This window comes from Pseudoalteromonas spongiae UST010723-006, from assembly GCF_000238255.3.
GTDB classification, from domain to species: domain Bacteria; phylum Pseudomonadota; class Gammaproteobacteria; order Enterobacterales; family Alteromonadaceae; genus Pseudoalteromonas; species Pseudoalteromonas spongiae.
Window position 1 is genome coordinate 448,160 of sequence record NZ_CP011040.1, and the last position, 16,629, is coordinate 464,788.

At 41.3% G+C, this 16,629-nt stretch carries 18 protein-coding genes; 11 read left to right on the forward strand and 7 right to left on the reverse strand.

Features of this window, described 5'->3' with window-relative positions:
* Positions 1-55: 55 nt before the first annotated feature.
* From PSPO_RS16305 to PSPO_RS16315, 3 genes are all read left to right on the forward strand, one after another.
* Entirely contained in the window at positions 56-421 is a 366-nt protein-coding gene (locus PSPO_RS16305; protein ID WP_010559493.1) for a hypothetical protein, read from the forward strand.
* Complete coding sequence (locus tag PSPO_RS16310; protein WP_010559492.1) at positions 418-801, forward strand: hypothetical protein; 384 nt, start codon at positions 418-420, stop codon at positions 799-801. Before PSPO_RS16305 ends, PSPO_RS16310 begins: the two co-directional genes overlap by 4 nt.
* A gap of 70 nt (positions 802-871) precedes the next feature.
* A complete protein-coding gene (locus tag PSPO_RS16315) occupies positions 872-1,729 on the forward strand; it encodes an alpha/beta hydrolase (RefSeq protein ID WP_010559491.1) in 858 nt (285 codons plus the stop codon).
* A gap of 80 nt (positions 1,730-1,809) precedes the next feature.
* Here the strand turns inward: PSPO_RS16315 and PSPO_RS16320 are convergent, their stop codons facing one another.
* The 3 genes from PSPO_RS16320 to PSPO_RS16330 are packed head-to-tail and all read right to left on the reverse strand — an operon-like array spanning position 1,810 to position 4,074.
* Positions 1,810-2,175 carry a DUF3325 family protein gene (locus PSPO_RS16320; protein WP_010559490.1) on the reverse strand — a complete coding sequence of 122 codons (366 nt, stop codon included), beginning with the start codon at positions 2,173-2,175 and terminating at the stop codon, positions 1,810-1,812.
* On the reverse strand, positions 2,172-3,776 hold the full coding sequence (locus PSPO_RS16325; RefSeq protein WP_010559489.1) for a PepSY-associated TM helix domain-containing protein: 1,605 nt from the start codon (positions 3,774-3,776) through the stop codon (positions 2,172-2,174). Before PSPO_RS16325 ends, PSPO_RS16320 begins: the two co-directional genes overlap by 4 nt.
* 1 nt (position 3,777) lies before the next feature.
* Positions 3,778-4,074 carry a hypothetical protein gene (locus PSPO_RS16330; protein ID WP_010559488.1) on the reverse strand — a complete coding sequence of 99 codons (297 nt, stop codon included), beginning with the start codon at positions 4,072-4,074 and terminating at the stop codon, positions 3,778-3,780.
* Positions 4,075-4,354: 280 nt separating this feature from the next.
* On the opposite strand from PSPO_RS16330, the gene PSPO_RS16335 reads away from it, so the two are divergent.
* From PSPO_RS16335 to PSPO_RS16365, 7 genes are all read left to right on the forward strand, one after another.
* Positions 4,355-4,852, forward strand: coding sequence for a hypothetical protein (locus PSPO_RS16335; RefSeq protein WP_010559487.1), 498 nt, complete (start codon positions 4,355-4,357; stop codon positions 4,850-4,852).
* Complete coding sequence (locus PSPO_RS16340; protein ID WP_010559486.1) at positions 4,845-5,054, forward strand: helix-turn-helix transcriptional regulator; 210 nt, start codon at positions 4,845-4,847, stop codon at positions 5,052-5,054. The genes PSPO_RS16335 and PSPO_RS16340 overlap by 8 nt, the downstream gene beginning before the upstream one ends.
* A gap of 107 nt (positions 5,055-5,161) precedes the next feature.
* Complete coding sequence (locus PSPO_RS16345; RefSeq protein WP_010559485.1) at positions 5,162-6,604, forward strand: DKNYY domain-containing protein; 1,443 nt, start codon at positions 5,162-5,164, stop codon at positions 6,602-6,604.
* Positions 6,605-6,730: 126 nt separating this feature from the next.
* Positions 6,731-7,573, forward strand: a complete 843-nt coding sequence (locus tag PSPO_RS16350) for an alpha/beta hydrolase (RefSeq protein WP_010559484.1) — start codon at positions 6,731-6,733, stop codon at positions 7,571-7,573.
* Positions 7,574-7,704: 131 nt separating this feature from the next.
* Positions 7,705-7,971 carry a hypothetical protein gene (locus tag PSPO_RS16355; RefSeq protein ID WP_010559483.1) on the forward strand — a complete coding sequence of 89 codons (267 nt, stop codon included), beginning with the start codon at positions 7,705-7,707 and terminating at the stop codon, positions 7,969-7,971.
* 65 nt (positions 7,972-8,036) lie between these two features.
* Entirely contained in the window at positions 8,037-9,038 is a 1,002-nt protein-coding gene (gene ahr, locus PSPO_RS16360) for an NADPH-dependent aldehyde reductase Ahr (protein ID WP_010559482.1), read from the forward strand.
* A gap of 220 nt (positions 9,039-9,258) precedes the next feature.
* Positions 9,259-10,119 carry an EamA family transporter gene (locus tag PSPO_RS16365; RefSeq protein ID WP_010559481.1) on the forward strand — a complete coding sequence of 287 codons (861 nt, stop codon included), beginning with the start codon at positions 9,259-9,261 and terminating at the stop codon, positions 10,117-10,119.
* Between the two features lie 59 nt (positions 10,120-10,178).
* On the opposite strand, the gene PSPO_RS16370 is transcribed toward PSPO_RS16365, so the two are convergent.
* The 3 genes from PSPO_RS16370 to PSPO_RS21705 form a co-directional block, all read right to left on the reverse strand.
* A complete protein-coding gene (locus PSPO_RS16370; RefSeq protein WP_010559480.1) occupies positions 10,179-12,302 on the reverse strand; it encodes a TonB-dependent receptor in 2,124 nt (707 codons plus the stop codon).
* Positions 12,303-12,541: 239 nt separating this feature from the next.
* Positions 12,542-13,666: a TRAP transporter substrate-binding protein gene (locus PSPO_RS16375; protein ID WP_010559479.1), complete on the reverse strand. Its 1,125-nt coding sequence runs from the start codon at positions 13,664-13,666 to the stop codon at positions 12,542-12,544.
* Between the two features lie 58 nt (positions 13,667-13,724).
* A complete protein-coding gene (locus tag PSPO_RS21705) occupies positions 13,725-13,898 on the reverse strand; it encodes a hypothetical protein (RefSeq protein ID WP_158523457.1) in 174 nt (57 codons plus the stop codon).
* Positions 13,899-14,214: 316 nt separating this feature from the next.
* Between PSPO_RS21705 and PSPO_RS16380 the strand changes: the two genes are divergently transcribed.
* Positions 14,215-15,984, forward strand: coding sequence for an endonuclease (locus PSPO_RS16380; RefSeq protein ID WP_010559478.1), 1,770 nt, complete (start codon positions 14,215-14,217; stop codon positions 15,982-15,984).
* Positions 15,985-16,280: 296 nt separating this feature from the next.
* Here PSPO_RS16380 and PSPO_RS16385 read toward each other — a convergent pair whose 3' ends face one another.
* Positions 16,281-16,568, reverse strand: a complete 288-nt coding sequence (locus PSPO_RS16385) for a hypothetical protein (RefSeq protein WP_010559477.1) — start codon at positions 16,566-16,568, stop codon at positions 16,281-16,283.
* Positions 16,569-16,629: the final 61 nt, after the last annotated feature.

Below are 16,629 nucleotides of genomic sequence, written 5' to 3' on the forward strand. Positions count from 1 at the left end.
GTATGGCTAAAAGTATGACTATTTATCTACAGGCGTTTTGATTAAAATAGTCTTGATGACCTTATTTACTCCCCTTATCTATAGTTTATTTTTGCTCGGCAGTGTTAGCTGTTACGTGCTGCATTCCTCTTTTGCGGTACCAATTGTGTTAGCGGCGACGTTTCCTGCACTTATTGGCAGCTTTATCCCGTTTAAAACTGAGTTTAAACATCACCCTTATGCAGCAATTTATTCAGGCTGCTTTGCCGGAATGTGCTCTACTGCAGCCATTACTTCATTGTGGGAACTAATATTTGTCGCCTTGATTGGCACATTTTTGTATATAAAAAGCATTAGTTTATTTGAAGGGTTTGGCGGCAGATTAGGTGGAATCGCGTTTACCTGTAGCGCTTTGTTTGTATTGATTAAAGGTGTGTTATGAGCCTAGATTTAATGCTTATTTCACTGTTTGGCGCACTTGCTACCTATTTACTTGCCAAGCGCAATCGGTTTGATGGCATAAGAGCATCCACTTCGCTTTCGATTATTGCTTATTTGTTTTTTTACACCTTGCAATGGGATGTTGCGCTTTATAGTTTAGTGTTTTTTGGCAGCACCTTTGTTGGCATGAGCGCTCCTAAACGCTTTGGGATTTATACTCAGGTGATTGCGGCGGTACTGTTTTCAGTATTGTTTGAAAACTTGGTGCCGTTTATTAAAGATTATGGCGGTGCCCTTGGTTTAAGCGCATTTTTCTCGGTGTGTGTGTGCCATTTAGGCATTTTACTTGGCGCACCGCGCAGCATTAAAGTGGATAAATAACGCTAAAAGTGAACTAACAGACTTAGCTGCACGTAAAACTAACTACATCAACACAGTTTAAGAGGTGTGTATGAAGTGGTTAATACTTGGCGCACTACTTTTCTTGCAAGGATGCAGCAGTAACTATTTTTTATACAGCCCTAATGACAAAATTGTCTTTTCAAAAGACGATTTTTCACACCCAGTGAAAGACAGTTTTATTCGTTCTCGCTCTGGCAACACTTTACATTTACAACACCATTTAAGCGATAACCCTCAAGGGCTCGTTATCCACTTCCATGGTAATCGTGGTAATTTGTCGCAAACCGTTGAGAAAGTAGTATGGCTGGTTGATGAAGGTTACGATGTGATGCTGGTTGATTATTCCGGTTACGGCTTATCAAGCGGCAAACCGACCCGTGAAAACTTAGCGTTAGACGCACAAACTGTGTTCGAAATCAGTCACGGATTAGCCCATCAGCATAAAGTGATTGTCGCCACATCTATGGGCGGCGCGATTGCCCTTGATGGTTTGGCCAAAAGCAAACTTGAGCGTTATTTCGACCTGTTAGTAATTGATTCAAGCTTTGAAAGTTACCAAAACCTTGCGCGAGATGTCGTAGCAAATGTACCTATCGCAAAGTGGTTTAGTAGCCGTATTCCTGCGCTTGTGAGTGATGAACGCTCACCTGCCAGTAACATTAAGCAAATTGTGAACATTGATACCATTATTGCCCATTGTAACGATGATAGATTGATCCCCATTACTCGTGGCAAAGCGCTCTATCAAGTAGCTGGTGAAAACAGCCAATTTTGGCAATTTAACGGATGCCGTCACGCGCGCACTTTTACCGATGAGTTTCCAAATAATCAGCAGCGATTATTAGCGCATATCAGAAAGAATCGTGGCGCAAGTTTAGTTGCAAGTAATACGTTAACCAGTCCTTAATTGCCTTGAAGGTGCCTTTATTATGCAGTGTTAAGCGCATAAAAAGGCACGACTAGGCGACTCGATAACTTCAGTGCGAGTTATATAAAATACCACCCGGTTAGTTCTAGCCCAAGTATTAATGCAAACATTGCGCTTAATGGTTGCTTGTTTGGAATAACCGGCACTAACGCGTAAAAAGGCTTTCTTTCAAACAGCACACTCAATAAACACGCAAGCACAGTAACTAACCCGCAAAGCAGTACAAGCGCGTTTGAAAAACCATTTTCTAGTGTTAACGCAATGACACTTAAAGCGATTAAAAGCCACGCGCCGAGGCGGAACCAGGTGCTTTGTTGAGACGATGGTTTGAACTCACGGCCGAGCGCTTTGGTGTATTTGGGCATCGCCAACATAAATAAGCAAAGCGCTTGATAAATTAATAGGCTTGAAATTAATAAAATCATGCTGCTACCTCGCGGCGTTGCTTTTCTTTTGGTGCTGTTTCAGCTTTTACTAAACGGTGTTTTTTCACAAGCATTGCAATACAGATACAAAGCACAGAAGCGGCAAGATTAACTAAATCAAAACCAGCAAATACCCAATCATTTTGCTTGATACTGGTAATTAAACCACGCTCGGTGGTTAGGCCGTTGGTGATTGGTACCAGCGCAAATAAAACGGCAGCCATAAGCCATTGCTGGTACCAGGCAACTGAGCCGCGATTTTGCCAAGAATGTTTGCACGCATGCAGCAAAAACACTAACCACGTTATAAACAAACAGTGCATTTCCCAGTTTGCACGTGCTGCCATTTCTACAGGCAACAAACGGTTAGCAATAAAATAAACGGCAATGGCAGCGGGTAACCCAACCACTGTACCTATGTTTAACCCTTCGGTTAATTTAAAACTAAATGGCAAACCAGCAGGGTTTGAGAGCGCTTTTTTACGGCGTTTTGTCGTCCACAGTATCATGCCCGAGGCAATCATGGCGCAGCCTGTTAACCCCGTTAAAAAGTACAACCAACGTACGGGTAAACTCGCGAAAATCCCTTCATGCAACTCTAAAAAGATAGATTGCACATGACGCGTGCCTTCAAATTGCGGTGTATATGCGTACGGTGCGCCGTTAGTGGCGTGCAAAATAAGTTTTGCACCGTCATCACTTGGTGAGGCTTGCTCAAGTGAAAACACCGCTAAGCTGTTGAGATCGTTAGGGTGATATATGCGCATCGCGTAACTTTGGCGTGTATCATTATGCTGCGTTAATACGTCTTGCGCTTTTTGATAAAGCACAGGCAGTGGTAATTGGGCGGCAGGTATTCCAGCTGCATCATTTGGTGCACCGCGTTGATAATACTCATCAAAAAAACGTTTTTTACTTTCTTCTTCAAAGCCATAACTGGCGTTCATAACAAACGGCACGTAGGTGAACATAAACATGATTAAGCCAGAGTAAGTAATCATTAAATGAAATGGCAAGCTTAGAACACTCATTAAGTTATGCCCGTCTAACCAAGATGTAGCACCCTTGTTTGAGCGAAACGTAAAAAACTCTTTAAAGATTTTTTTATGTACCACAATGCCAGTAACTAAGCCAAGCAACATAAACATGGTGAAAATACCCACTAAATAATAAGCGAAGCGGGTAGGCAAATAATGCAATCGATAATGCATGCGATATAAGGCTTGCCCGCCACCCGATTTACGGTGCTCAAGTACTTCGCCTGTTTCGCCATTTAGAGTTTTACTAACGCGTGTTAGTTTATCCTCGTCATTTTTTTGTTGATAGTTTAACCATAAATGCGGTTCGCTACGAGTGAGGGGTAAATAAATACGCCACTCTTTGGCATCTTGCCCGTATCGCTGCAAATGGGTTTGCGCGGTTGTTAACGACGTTTCAATATTGGCGGTGTTCTTTGGTAATTCAGGTGCCATCCACGCATCAATTTCACTGTCGAAATAACCTACGGTACCGGTTACAAAAATAAAATAGAGTAGCCAGCTAACTAAAATGCCTGTCCAGGTATGAAGCCACGCCATAGACTGGCGAAATCCACTTTTCATATTAACCTCTCAGCCAAAACATAAGCGCATTTACCAGCGCGCTAATAGTAAGCACCAACAAGCTATAAATGAACACACTGCGATAACTTTTGGCTGAAAATACGTACATGATGTAACCCGTATAAAGGGCAAAACTCAACATTGAGCTCGCAGCAACAGCGTCTTTTTGTGAGAGAGGCAATAGAAAAGAAATTAATACACTGACCGAGATAGTTAGTGCATAGCCTAAAAATGCGGAAATTAAAATACGGTAGCAGATTTCCTTTTTAAAACTGCTTTTTGACGAAACATGTTCCATAAATAAACGAGAAATAAAATCAAAGACAGCAAATGATAACAGTTATTGTTTTTATTATAAATATGGGGGAGGTGTTTGATGCGATAAGAGTGTAATTATTTGTTGTTGTGTGTGGTGTTTGGTTTGAAGTTTATTGAATACGTTAATGTTGAGTATAAAACTTCAGGTCTTATGATGTTAGTTTTGGTTAACTCAAAGTAAAAAATATTTGACATGTTAAGGTGCTGGTTTATATTTGTTCATGTCAAATATTTTTAACTTCATGTAAGGAATAACAAACATGACTAAAAATGAGTTACGGGATTTTCTTAATTCGATTAGCTTTCGTGAGTTGACGCTAACGGTAGATTTAGTGGCAACACTTGGCATTTTATATTTCTATTTAACGCGTTTGATTGCTGCGACGCCTGAAATGCAAGCTGATGCTAGTTTTGTTTCTAGCTTATTGCTTAAGGCAATTGTATTTTCGATTGTGGTTGCTATTGCGAGCAGAATATTACTGCAAGTGGTTAGCGACGGAGAGTTAGAGCAACCCCTTGATGAACGAGAAAAATTAATTGACTTATTTGGCAATAAGCATGCCTTGTGGGTGCTGCAAGCCGGTGTATGCATTGCTATTTTTCAGTACACTGCTGAGGCGCAAAATTGGCTGCCAGCTAAAGGGCATCAACTGCCATTTTTAGCGCTGCATATTATGGTTGTGTCGTTTATTGTATCGGAGGCGGTTAACTATATAATGCAGCTTGTTAAAGGCCGAATGAGTGCAGTATATGGCTGATCTTCAAATTACTAATCAAATTAAAATGCTGCGTTTTATGAATGGCGAAATGACGCAAAAAGAATTAGCCGAACGCGTAGGCGTTACGCGCCAAACCATTATGGCAATTGAAGCTGCCAAGTATTCCCCCTCGCTTGAGGTCGCGTTTAAAATTGCTGCTGTGTTTAATTTGCCACTAGAAAGCGTGTTTCAGTATCAGTAACAAGCGACTAAGTTGCGCATTAAATATGCAAATTAGTCATAATAAACACTGACATAAATTACGTTTTAGATTAGGATAAAAATAAAAAAATAAAGGCTAATCAAGCAATGGATTTCTTGTTTAATGGCAAATTCTGGCTAAGTGCCGTGTTTATTGCGGTACTTTTGGGTTTTGCATCACAATTACGCGCCGATGACCGACCTTGGTTAAGTTACCTTATTAATCCATCGTTTTGGTTCTCTGGTGCAGTCGATGAAGACAAATCAGATTCTTATTATTATTCATACGATAAACAGCAAATTCGTTATTCGCCCATGGGGAATTGGTTTGAGCTTGGCAACACCCTAATTGAAGGGGCCGATGTTGAGACATTTGAAGTACTGGCGCGCGATTTCGCTAAAGACAAAAATAATATTTATTACCAATCAGACGTGATCACCCGTTCAGTTGATTACATGACTTTTTCACTTATTAATGAGCTAATTGCGCGCGATAAAGATCACGTTTATGTGCCATCCCGATTTGTTGCTGAAAGTGCCTTAGCTGAGCAATCAGATTCCCCGTTGCATATCATTAGTGATGCAAATCCAGCTAGTTTTGAAATAATAAATGATGCTTGGACGAAAGATGATAAGCAGGCTTATTATTATTTTGTACCGCAAGCGGTTGATGTTGCATCGTTAGCGCTTTTAAATGAATACATAGTGAAAGATGCGCATTCGGTATTTATTAAACACGATGATCGTTTTATTAAAACCCAAGTTGCGGGCCTACATGTTAACGCACTCAATGAACAGTTTATTTATGACGAGCATAAGCTGTATTGGTTTGATGCCAGTTATCAGAAAAACGATAATGGCGACTCGCAATCAAGCGTATGGTTGGAGTCGGTTGCTTATCAAAATATCGATTCTTTTACGCAATTTAATGACGATTATTTTACCCTTGATGATAGCGTCTATTTTGGCAAAAACCGTGTAGCACACGCTGATGCTAAAACCTTTCAGATTATTAATAATGCCGGCTTTGCCAAAGATGCCAGTCAGGTGTTTTATCAACAACACCGCTTATCGAATGCCGATGCGCACAGTTATGCGTTATTGCTAGAGCACGGCAGTTACGGTCGTGATAATTCGCGTATTTACTACAAAAACCAATTACTTGGTGAAAAACAAACACCGTTAAAAGTGCTCAGTAATGATGATTATTTAGTAAGTGGTGGCAAGGTATTTTTTCAAGGTAAAGTAATAGACGGTGCCAATGCTGACTATTTCACCTTATTGGAACGCTTTGCAAGTTACGCAAGTGATGGTAATGCGGTTTATTTTCAAGATAAAAAAATTGAAGGCGTTGATTTAAATACTGTGGTTGTGATTAATCGTGATATGGCAATTCGCGACGCAAATTTTGTTTATTGGCATGGATCACGAGTTGAAGGTGCAGATGTGAACACCTTTATGCGAAGCCATCGCAATTACGAAAAATACGATGCAGAAGATAAACGCTATTTTTATAAAAATGGCATTCGCGTTGCGACAAGGAATGATTAGTTGTGCCTAGTGGGTTTACAAAAATAGAGTTTAACAGCCACTAAGCTACTAACTAAACACATGAAGATGTTGAACTTTTCATATTGGTGATGCTCTTATATTAAAAATAATAATAAGGATATAAATATGAAACGCCTGGTCTTTTTCGCATCTGCATTAGCGCTTACCGGCTGTACGGCCACTATTAAAGAGTCACGCTTTATTGCACAAGATGATGAAAAAACGCTTTATAGCGATACCTTTATCAACACCTTGAATGCACAAACACCGCGCCATAATGTCAACGTGATCTCAATCCCGTCAGAAGATAAAACCACTACCTTGTACGGTGTGTTCTTAGATAATGAGAAAACACAAAACACAGTTTTGTATATCCCCGGCAATGGCATGAGCGTTGAAAAAGCGGCCACCAACGCCTTGCTTGAGCTTGCCGAATACGATTACGACATCGTGATATTTGACCGTCGCGGCTTAGGTGCGAGCGAAGGCACTGCCACAATCGCTAATTTAATCAGAGATGCTAATGTTACCTTCGACTATACCAAGCAATCCCTTAAAGCCGACAAAGTGATTGTGCATGGTTATTCACTTGGCAGCTTTATTGCTGCGCAACTTGCCAAAAATAAAGCGGTCGATGGGCTAGTCATGCAAGGCTCGGCGACTAATGTGGATGATTGGGTAGATGAAGCGATGCCTTGGTATTCTAAAGTATTTGTTGATGTGCAAATTGATGATGCGTTCTACTCGGTTGATAATAAACAGGTACTTAGTGAAAACTATGTAGGGCCACTGCTTGTGATTGGCGGTGCTGATGATAAACAAACGCCAGCAATCTTGTCAGAGAAGCTATTTAACGCAAGTACAAGTGCCGAAAAGCAGCTGGTAATTGCAGAAAATGCCGGTCACGGCGAAATGTTCAAAAGTAAAAATGTGCAAGTTGCTTATCAAACCTTTCTTGCAAAATTTTAACCTGTAACTTTTAACCTGTAACTAAGCCCACTCAATAGCGAATGCAAAGTGGGCTTATATTCGTTAACAGCAAATTGACCACCCCAATTTATGACTATACTGAGTGAACGATTATTTTCTCAGGACTTGTTATGAATCATCTTAAAATCCGCGCGTCTAGCGTTACTCTTTCGCTAAGTTGTAGTTTTGCGATTGTATTTTTAAGTGGCTGTTCAAAAGCTGACCCCGTTCCCGTAACTGAATGTAAAACAGTGGTAAGTCATGCAAAGCGTGTTTTAGGTGATAGAGCGCCGAGCAGTTCACAAATGTTGAAGCAGTGTAAAGCGGCGAGCGATGAGGCAAGAGGGTGTGTGATGGCGGCAGATAAGCCAATGAAATTATTAGATTGCGACTTTTAAGTGATCGCCACACTGTGTTGTTCAGTACTCACTTAAGCAAATGTAAAAACTAAGGGAAACCAATCATGATTACAGCTTACGCAGCAAAAGTGCCCGGTGGCATGCTAGAAAAACATACGATTGAAGTAGGTGAATTAGGCGATCACGAGGTCGAAATTGAAGTTGAATATTGTGGCATTTGTCACTCTGATATTTCAATGATCGATAACGAATGGGGGTTTTCACAATACCCGCTTGTGGCGGGTCATGAAGTTGTTGGTCGTATTGTAGAAACTGGCAGTCACGTAAATAGTTTACAACAAGGACAGTTAGTTGGTTTAGGCTGGCATTCAGACTATTGCCAAACCTGTTATTCGTGCAATACCGGTGATGAAAACTTATGCGCAGCGGCAACGCCTACGATAATGAGCCATGGCGGGTTTGCGAATAAAGTGCGAGCTAATGAAAAGGCTGTTGTTGCGCTACCGGATGGCATGGATGCACAATCTGCGGGGCCGTTATTTTGTGGCGGTATTACTGTATTTAACCCATTGGTGCAATTTGATGTAAAACCAACCGATAAGGTTGCGGTAATTGGCATTGGCGGCCTTGGGCATTTAGCGCTTCAGTTTTTAAATGCATGGGGTTGTGAAGTTACTGCATTTACATCATCTGAGGCAAAATCAGACGAAGCAAAAAGCCTTGGAGCACACCATACGCTGAACTCGCGAGATAGCAGTGAAATTGAGGCAGCGGCAAATCAATTCGACTTCATTATTTCAACAGTTAATGTAAAGCTGGATTGGAATTTATACCTTTCAACATTAAAACCAAAAGGGCGCTTACACTTTGTGGGAGCTACGCTAGAGCCACTTGATTTAGGTGCGTTTGGTTTAATTGGCGGGCAAAAACAAGTATCAGGCTCACCTGTGGGCAGTCCGGCAACAATAGCCCAAATGCTGGAATTTGCGGTGCAGCATAATATTAAACCGCACATCGAAACCTTTAAAATGAGCGATGTAAACAATGCGTTGGCGCATTTAAAGTCGGGCAAAGCGCGCTATCGTATTGTGCTTGAAAAAGATTAATTGGCTAATAGAGTGTAAATACTTATTTAGTAAGCAATACGTTTAAAAGTGGTATGGCACTGCCATATCACTTTTAATTTCTAACACCGTTTTAATTTCAAGCACCGTTTTAATTAATCAGTTTAATACCAGTCGAAAACGCGTCTTTAATACCATTGTGATGGGGAATTGGTTACACTCTTTGGAATAACATAGCTTTATTAACCATCCATATTTATTCATGAATTACTTAATCTCAGTCACTATTTTGTGGGCATTTTCATTTAGCTTAATTGGTGTGTACTTGGCAGGACAAGTCGACGCTTGGTTTAGTGTGCTAATGCGTGTTGCGCTTGCCGCAGTGGTGTTTATACCGTTTTTAAACATTACCCGTATTGCTAAACCGCTCGCGCTTAAATTAATTGCTATCGGGGCGATTCAATTAGGCGCGATGTATGGCTTTTACTACCATAGCTTTTTGTATTTAAGTGTGCCTGAAGTACTGTTGTTTACGGTAATGACACCGCTTTATATCACGTTATTAAACGATGTTTTAGAAAAGCGCTTTAACGCCCAGTTTTTACTGGTAGCCATTATTGCCATTATTGGCGCGGTGGCGATTCGCTATCAGGGCATTGATGGCGATTTTGTGTTTGGCTTATGCTTAGTGCAAGGCGCTAATATTTGCTTTGCCAGCGGACAAGTATTTTATAAGCGTGTCATGAGCGAACAATCGCTTGATCATAAAACAGCATTTGCCTGGTTTTTTGTGGGTGCTTTAATTGTTGCGGCAACGTGCTTTGCCTTATTTGGCAATATTAATAAATTACCAACAACAGTTGCGCAATGGGGCGTTTTAACTTACTTAGGATTAATCGCCTCGGGCTTTGGTTACTTTGCATGGAACAAAGGCGCAGTAGCGGTTGATGTAGGCACACTTGCGGTTATGAATAATGTACTTATTCCGGCGGGTATTGTTGTAAATTTAGTGATTTGGAATCGCGATGCAGATTTACTTCGTTTATCGCTTGGCGGGGCAATTATGCTCTTGGCACTTTGGCTAAATCGGGTTTTTACAAAACGTTTAGCACATTCACAATAATGGTATTTTAAGTACACAAAAAAGGCGCTTATTGGCGCCTTTTTTAATTTAATTACTGATTAAAACAGGTAGTTAATACCTAAATTAACCGTAGCGCCTTTGCCTTTCACATTGTAGCCACTGCCTGTGTAAGACTGAGAGCGAGCAGGGTAGTAATCGTTATTAAGTAAGTTTTCTACACCGCCATATACTTTGAAATCTTGGCTTATTTGGTATGAAGTGCTCAGGTTAACAACATTGTAGCTACTTACCGGACCATTGGTGCCTGTGTATACGTCACCTACTTTTTCAAAACGGTCACGGCTGCCAACATGCATCATGGTAAGTGATGCGTGCCAGTCATTTGTGATGGTGACATCGGCATAAGCGGCAAACTTAGGCGGGTTAATCGTACTGCCGTTAAGGTATTCATCGGTATCGGTGTTTTTACCTTCTAACCAGCTGTAGTTAACACCGAGTGTCAGGGTATCGCTTGGTTTTGCTTCAAGTGCGGCTTCAAAACCGTAGATTTCTTGTGGCGAGCGCACGCTTTCGTATTTGCCTGTTGCTGCATCTTCTACAAGGCTGGTACCGATATTTGATTTACTGATGAAAGTGGCAAACTGATAGTTGAAAATGCCGTAGTAGCCGTCAAAACCAATTTCATAGTTTTTAATGATTGACGCATCTGTATCAATTTTATTGATGCTTGGTGCAGATGCGGTGCGTAAGGTACGTCCTAAATCTGTCACATCAAAGCCTTCAGAATAACTTACAAATGGCATAAAGGTGTCAAACGCGTTGTAACGTAAACCAAGGTTGTAGGTTGTTGCGCTGTATTCAATATCGCCGCCAGCGACATTGACTACGTCACTACAAGTTTTGCGACACACCATAAGAGTTTGAAAGTCATTCACCGATACATCGATTTCTTCATGGCGAAGACCTGCCTTTACTACCCAATCATCATTAATTACGAACTTTGATTGTAAATAAAGCGCGGCGTTATCCATGTCCATTTCAGGCGTCCAATCACGACCATCTACCATGGTTTGCGCTGTCACATCGTTGAGTAAATCAATACCGTAAGTGAAGCTGGCCGCAGTGTTATCAAAATCAACTGTAGTATTAAAGTTTGCACGAATACCGGTTTTTTCAGACTCAATCATAGACTGACCGCCCGCTAAACCTAGCTCAGGATCACGGAATTTAGTGCTGTAGAAAAACACATTTTCAAGTTTCTGCCAGTAAACATCACCGGTAAACAAGGTATCGGTAAAGATTTCAGCGTGCTCGTATTGTAACTTTAAGTTGTGGTTGCCACGCGGCCCTTGCGGATCGCCCGGCGCTTTGATTCCGCTGGTGTTTTTCTCAGCGTAGCTTTTTTCGCCGTCGTTAACGGTTTTGTTGATGCTGATATAGTCGGTTTCTTGCTGACCTTCAAAATAGTTGTAAGTAAGCGACAGCGCACTTTGGTCGGTTAGGTCGTAGCCGATTTTAGTAAATGCATTTTTTGATTCAAAGCCAGACATACCATAAAGTAAACCAAGCGGGTCGCCGTCGGCGTCTTTAATAATGCCGTTATCTTCATAAGCGACATTGGCAACAAAACTTAACTTATCGTTACGACCATCCAGTGTTACATCGGCACGTTTGCCTAAGCTGTCGTCGAAGTCGGTTGCTGAAAAATTAGTCGCAAGATTAAGTTTACCGTTAAAGCCGTCTTTGCTGTCGGCATTTTTAGTAATGTAGTTGATGATACCGCCCGCAGCACCGTTACCATAAATTGAGGTAGCACCTTTAATCACTTCAACGCGTTCAATAACACTAGGATCAAGAGAGCGAATTGCTAAACGACCATTTCTAAGGGGAGTAGATTGCGGTAAACCATCAATTAATACAAGCGCACTACGGCCACGTAAGTTTTGACCTGAACTACTGTTAGTGCCCGTGTTTGGCCCCATACCTGGTACCTGAATGGCTAAAATGCTTTGCAATTCATTGGTTACTTCCATGTTTCTTAGTAGTGCTTGCTGATCAACGATCACTACCGATGCTGTTACTTCATCTAAACGTTCTTCAACACGGCTGCCCGTTACGATAATGCGTTCCATATCTTTGGCTTGCTGCTCGGCGTTGGGTGCGTCGGCAAATACGGCACTAGAAACAAAGAGTGCGGTTAGGCTGAGGGAGGTTTTTAACATGGTTTATCCGATACTTGAGTAAAAAATTAGTGCGGATGTTAATGATATTAATTATTAATTGCAATAATTAATAGGTCTGTTGAGTTTTATTTATTGACTATTTTAATTATATGTATCAAAGAGCTAGTTACAGTTTTAATGAATGACTCGCCCAGAGAAGCAGTGTATTACTTGTTCTGGTACGTATTAACTAGATTGTAATTGCGGGACCTTGATTCGAGTTGATAACAAGACATAATTTAAGTTAGTGAGTGTTTACTTGGGGTTTTAGTTGCGTCTAATAATCTAGAAAACTCATTACTCGAGCCGAGCAGTGATTTTTTAATATCGCGCCATTCATGGCGATGATGACCAAATTGGTCTTGCCATAAGGCAATCGTTGGTTGATCTGGTTTAAACACAGTGCAGCCTCGCTTTATAAACTCCTGTTCACAGTTTGATTCGATATGACTGACATTACTTAGCTGAGATAAAAAAGTTTTTTCAGCAGCATCGTTTACTGCTAAACGCAGCGTTCGCGGTAAGGTGTTAAGCCATTTTTGACTGACTACGTTGACCCAGGTATCAGGCACAGAATTAAGCTGCGTAATGGTGGCGATTTCGTCACGTAAATTATTAGGACCTGCATACAGGCCAACTATACCGGGGTCGAGCACGTGAAACTTGCCTACGCGTGCCATTGCTGCCACGTTTGCCCAATTAACTTCAACAATATGCGCATCGGTCATGCTATAAAAGTGTTTAAGCACCTTACTTGCAGGTATGCGCAGGACTTTATTTTTAAGGTCGGTAGGGACCTTAATAACTGTGTTTGTGCGTTTTGTGGTACTGAGTGTGCGCCCGCCTGTAATGTAGTGATATAAAATAGCCAATTTGCCTTGCTTTGCTATTTTTTCAATGACGTTTTGCTGCCAGTAGGGCGAGCTGATGAGGTTTAGCAAGGCTTGATCGTCACCTGCCCAAAACGGAATGTTTAAGATATCTAGAAGTGGTAACGCACGCGATAAATTAGCAACCGAAATAAGTGCTGCATCAATGCGTCCCCGCGATACCGCAGCCATAAGGTCGGTACCAATGCCCATTGCCCCTTGTCCTTGAATATCAACATATATCTTGCCTTGTGACAGGGATTGAATATTGCGTTTAAACTCGATATGTAAATGTGGAACGAATGAGGCATCTGAGGTGTGATAGGGCGATGCGAATACTAAGGTATGTTCACTACGCTGTTTAATTTCGTTGTCTTGTGCCAAATCATCGGCATTTGGTAGGGTTGTTGCTGCGTTTAAATAGCCAACCTGAAAAAGCGAGCTTGCAACAAGCGCGCTCGACGATTTGATAAAATAACGACGTGATATTGGCATATTTTAAGTTTAGCCAAATTCAGAATGCTTTCAATGCGCGCTAGGGCTGTTTTCTTTGCTAGTCAGATACATCTTTAATCGTAAAAGACTCAAAAATCTCCTCTTCTTGCTCTAGTTTTTCTGCCCACGCGGTTACGCCGTCAAGTGATAGATTAGGTCCTGCCACATAACGTTGCACGCTGTCATCTTCACTGATTGCAAATTCAATTAGGTATCGTTTAGTTGTCATCATATTGCCACCGATGAATTACATCCTCATCTTTTGGTTTACCCGTTTTTGATTACAAATTAATGACACAGTTTGAAGAAATTTTAAACAACTATTTTTACCTCTTGTTTACATTTGTTATCGAAACTGCAAACCCCTTGCTCTGTATGGCTTACAGCTGGCTCATTCGAGATTTAAATAGAGTTTTGGCTCTAAATGTAAGGAAATTGTAAAAACAATGCTTTAAAGTAGCGCGGCAATAATTTCAAAAAATTGCACAGGAAGCAGTATACAAAGGATGGTATTGATTTGAATTTTTAATAAAAACAAATGGATAACCATGAATCTCTCACGCTTAAAAATCGTAACGCCAATCATTGTTGCAAGTTGTGCAACGCAATCGCTGGCAGCAGCACCTGAAAATTACTATCAGTCGGCTGATCAATCTTCGCCAACTAAACTAAAACAAACCCTACATAACATCATTAAAGGGCATACTAAAATTCCGTATACTTCATCAAGCACCGACACTTGGGATGTACTGGAAATTGCGGATCAAGATCCGGCAAATAGTAATAACGTGATTGATGTGTATAAAAACGCGAGCTATGCAAAAGTTGGCGGCGGCAACACTCAGTATAATCGCGAGCACAGTTGGCCAAAATCGTACGGCTTTCCAAGTGACGGCAGCAATAATTACCCTTACACAGATTTGCACCATTTGTTTATTGCTGATAGCAGTTATAACTCAAGCCGCAGTAATAAACCGTATGCAACGTGCAGCGATGCAGCGTGCATGGTAAAAGCAACGGAGCTTAACAATAATCGCGGCGGTGGCTCAGATGATATTAACTTAACGCTGGGTTCGGGTGCGACGGGAGCATGGCAAACGTGGCCTGCACGCCGTGGTGATGTAGCGCGTGCACTTATGTACTTAGCAGTGCGTTATGAAGGTGGTAGTCACTCAGTCACAGGGGTGTTAGAACCTGATCTTATTCTGACCGATGATCGCATGTTAATTGAGGGCTCAAAAACAGGTGGCAATGAAGCGATTGCTTATATGGGACTAAAATCAACTTTGCTGGCATGGCATAAAGCCGATCCCGTAGACAGTTTTGAAACGCGCCGAAACGACGCAATCTTTGAGCATCAAGGCAATCGTAATCCATTTATTGACCACCCAGAATTTGTTGCATGTGTATTTGAAAGCAACTGTTCAGGTGAAGGCCCTGATACTGGCACACCGACCACACAAAGTGACAGCACGCCTTGGATTAACGAGCTTCATTATGACAATGACGGCACCGACGTAAACGAAGGTGTTGAAATTGCAGGTGCAGCGGGCATTGATTTGAGCGGTTGGTCGCTGGTGGCATACAATGGCAATGGCGGCAGCGCATATAAAACCGTAAGTTTATCGGGCGTACTTGCAGATCAGCAGGGTGGTTTCGGGACGCAATTTTTTGCGATTGCAGGTTTGCAAAATGGCGCGGCTGATGGCATAGCATTGATAAATTCGAAAAACGAAGTGGTGCAATTTTTAAGTTATGAAGGCAAGCTAACTGCAACTGATGGCCCTGCAAAAGGGTTAACATCAACCGACATTGGCATTGCACAAAGCACAAGTACTCTTGTTGGAACATCATTACAACTTAAAGGTACAGGCAAAGTGTATAGTGACTTTAGTTGGCACTTGGCATCGGCTACATCAAATCAAGTAAATTCAGGTCAAACATTTGAAGGTGGTAGCACAACACCAACTGAGCCTGCGCAGTCAGTATTTACCAATACGACAGCAACGGCAATTCCAGATAACGCGTCAGTAACATCAAACTTAGCGATAACGCGTTTTGGCAGTGCCAACACTATTACGGTTGATGTAGATATAACGCATACCTATCGTGGTGATATTAGTTTGGTGTTAATCGCTCCCGACGGCAGCGAGTTTACGCTTAAAAGTAAAAATGGCTCAGACTCTGCTAATGACGTAAAAGCGCAATACGCAGTAACAACCTCATCGGTTGCAAACGGCGAGTGGCAGCTACGGGTAGAAGACAACTATCGTAAAGATACGGGCACGCTAAACAGTTGGTCTATTACCTTTAACTAACGGTACTTATAGTTAGGTAAATCAAAATTTTAGAAAAAAGCGCCAATGACATCTGGCGCTTTTTTTGTATTAACTTAATGCATAAGTTTGGTATTTGCGTCACTAATCATGTTATTCAAAAAATCGACCACAGTATAATCAGTACCGCCATTTTTTTTATACAGCGTTAGCGCGTGTGAAAACCCCTCTGTTGCTTTTAAGTATTGCCCTGTTCGCATATAAGCGAAGGCTAAAATCTTTTGGCGAAGCCGAATAGCGGTAAGTATTAGCAAACTTAGTTTAATTAACTTTTATTTTTATTCGTAAAGCTTATCTGTTGCTTGTTTGAGTCCAGAGTGCGGTAAAAACTGATCTGTGATGGTCAAAATGGAGTGAAGATTATTTTTTAGTTTATCAAGTTCGATACTTCCTGGCTTCATAGCTGTTTGTAATAAATGAATAGCCATATCTGCTAACAGAATACGCTGCTTTTCTAGCCACTCTTCATCTCCCTTGGTAGCGGAGTTATTGAGGTAACTATCTTCTACCAAACTATGTAATTGCCAACTTGTTTTTATTAGCTTATTTCTTTCAATATCATTCACTGTTTATCCCTCAAACATATAAAAGTGCACAAATCAGGCTTTACAAAGTTGCTTAGCTTGT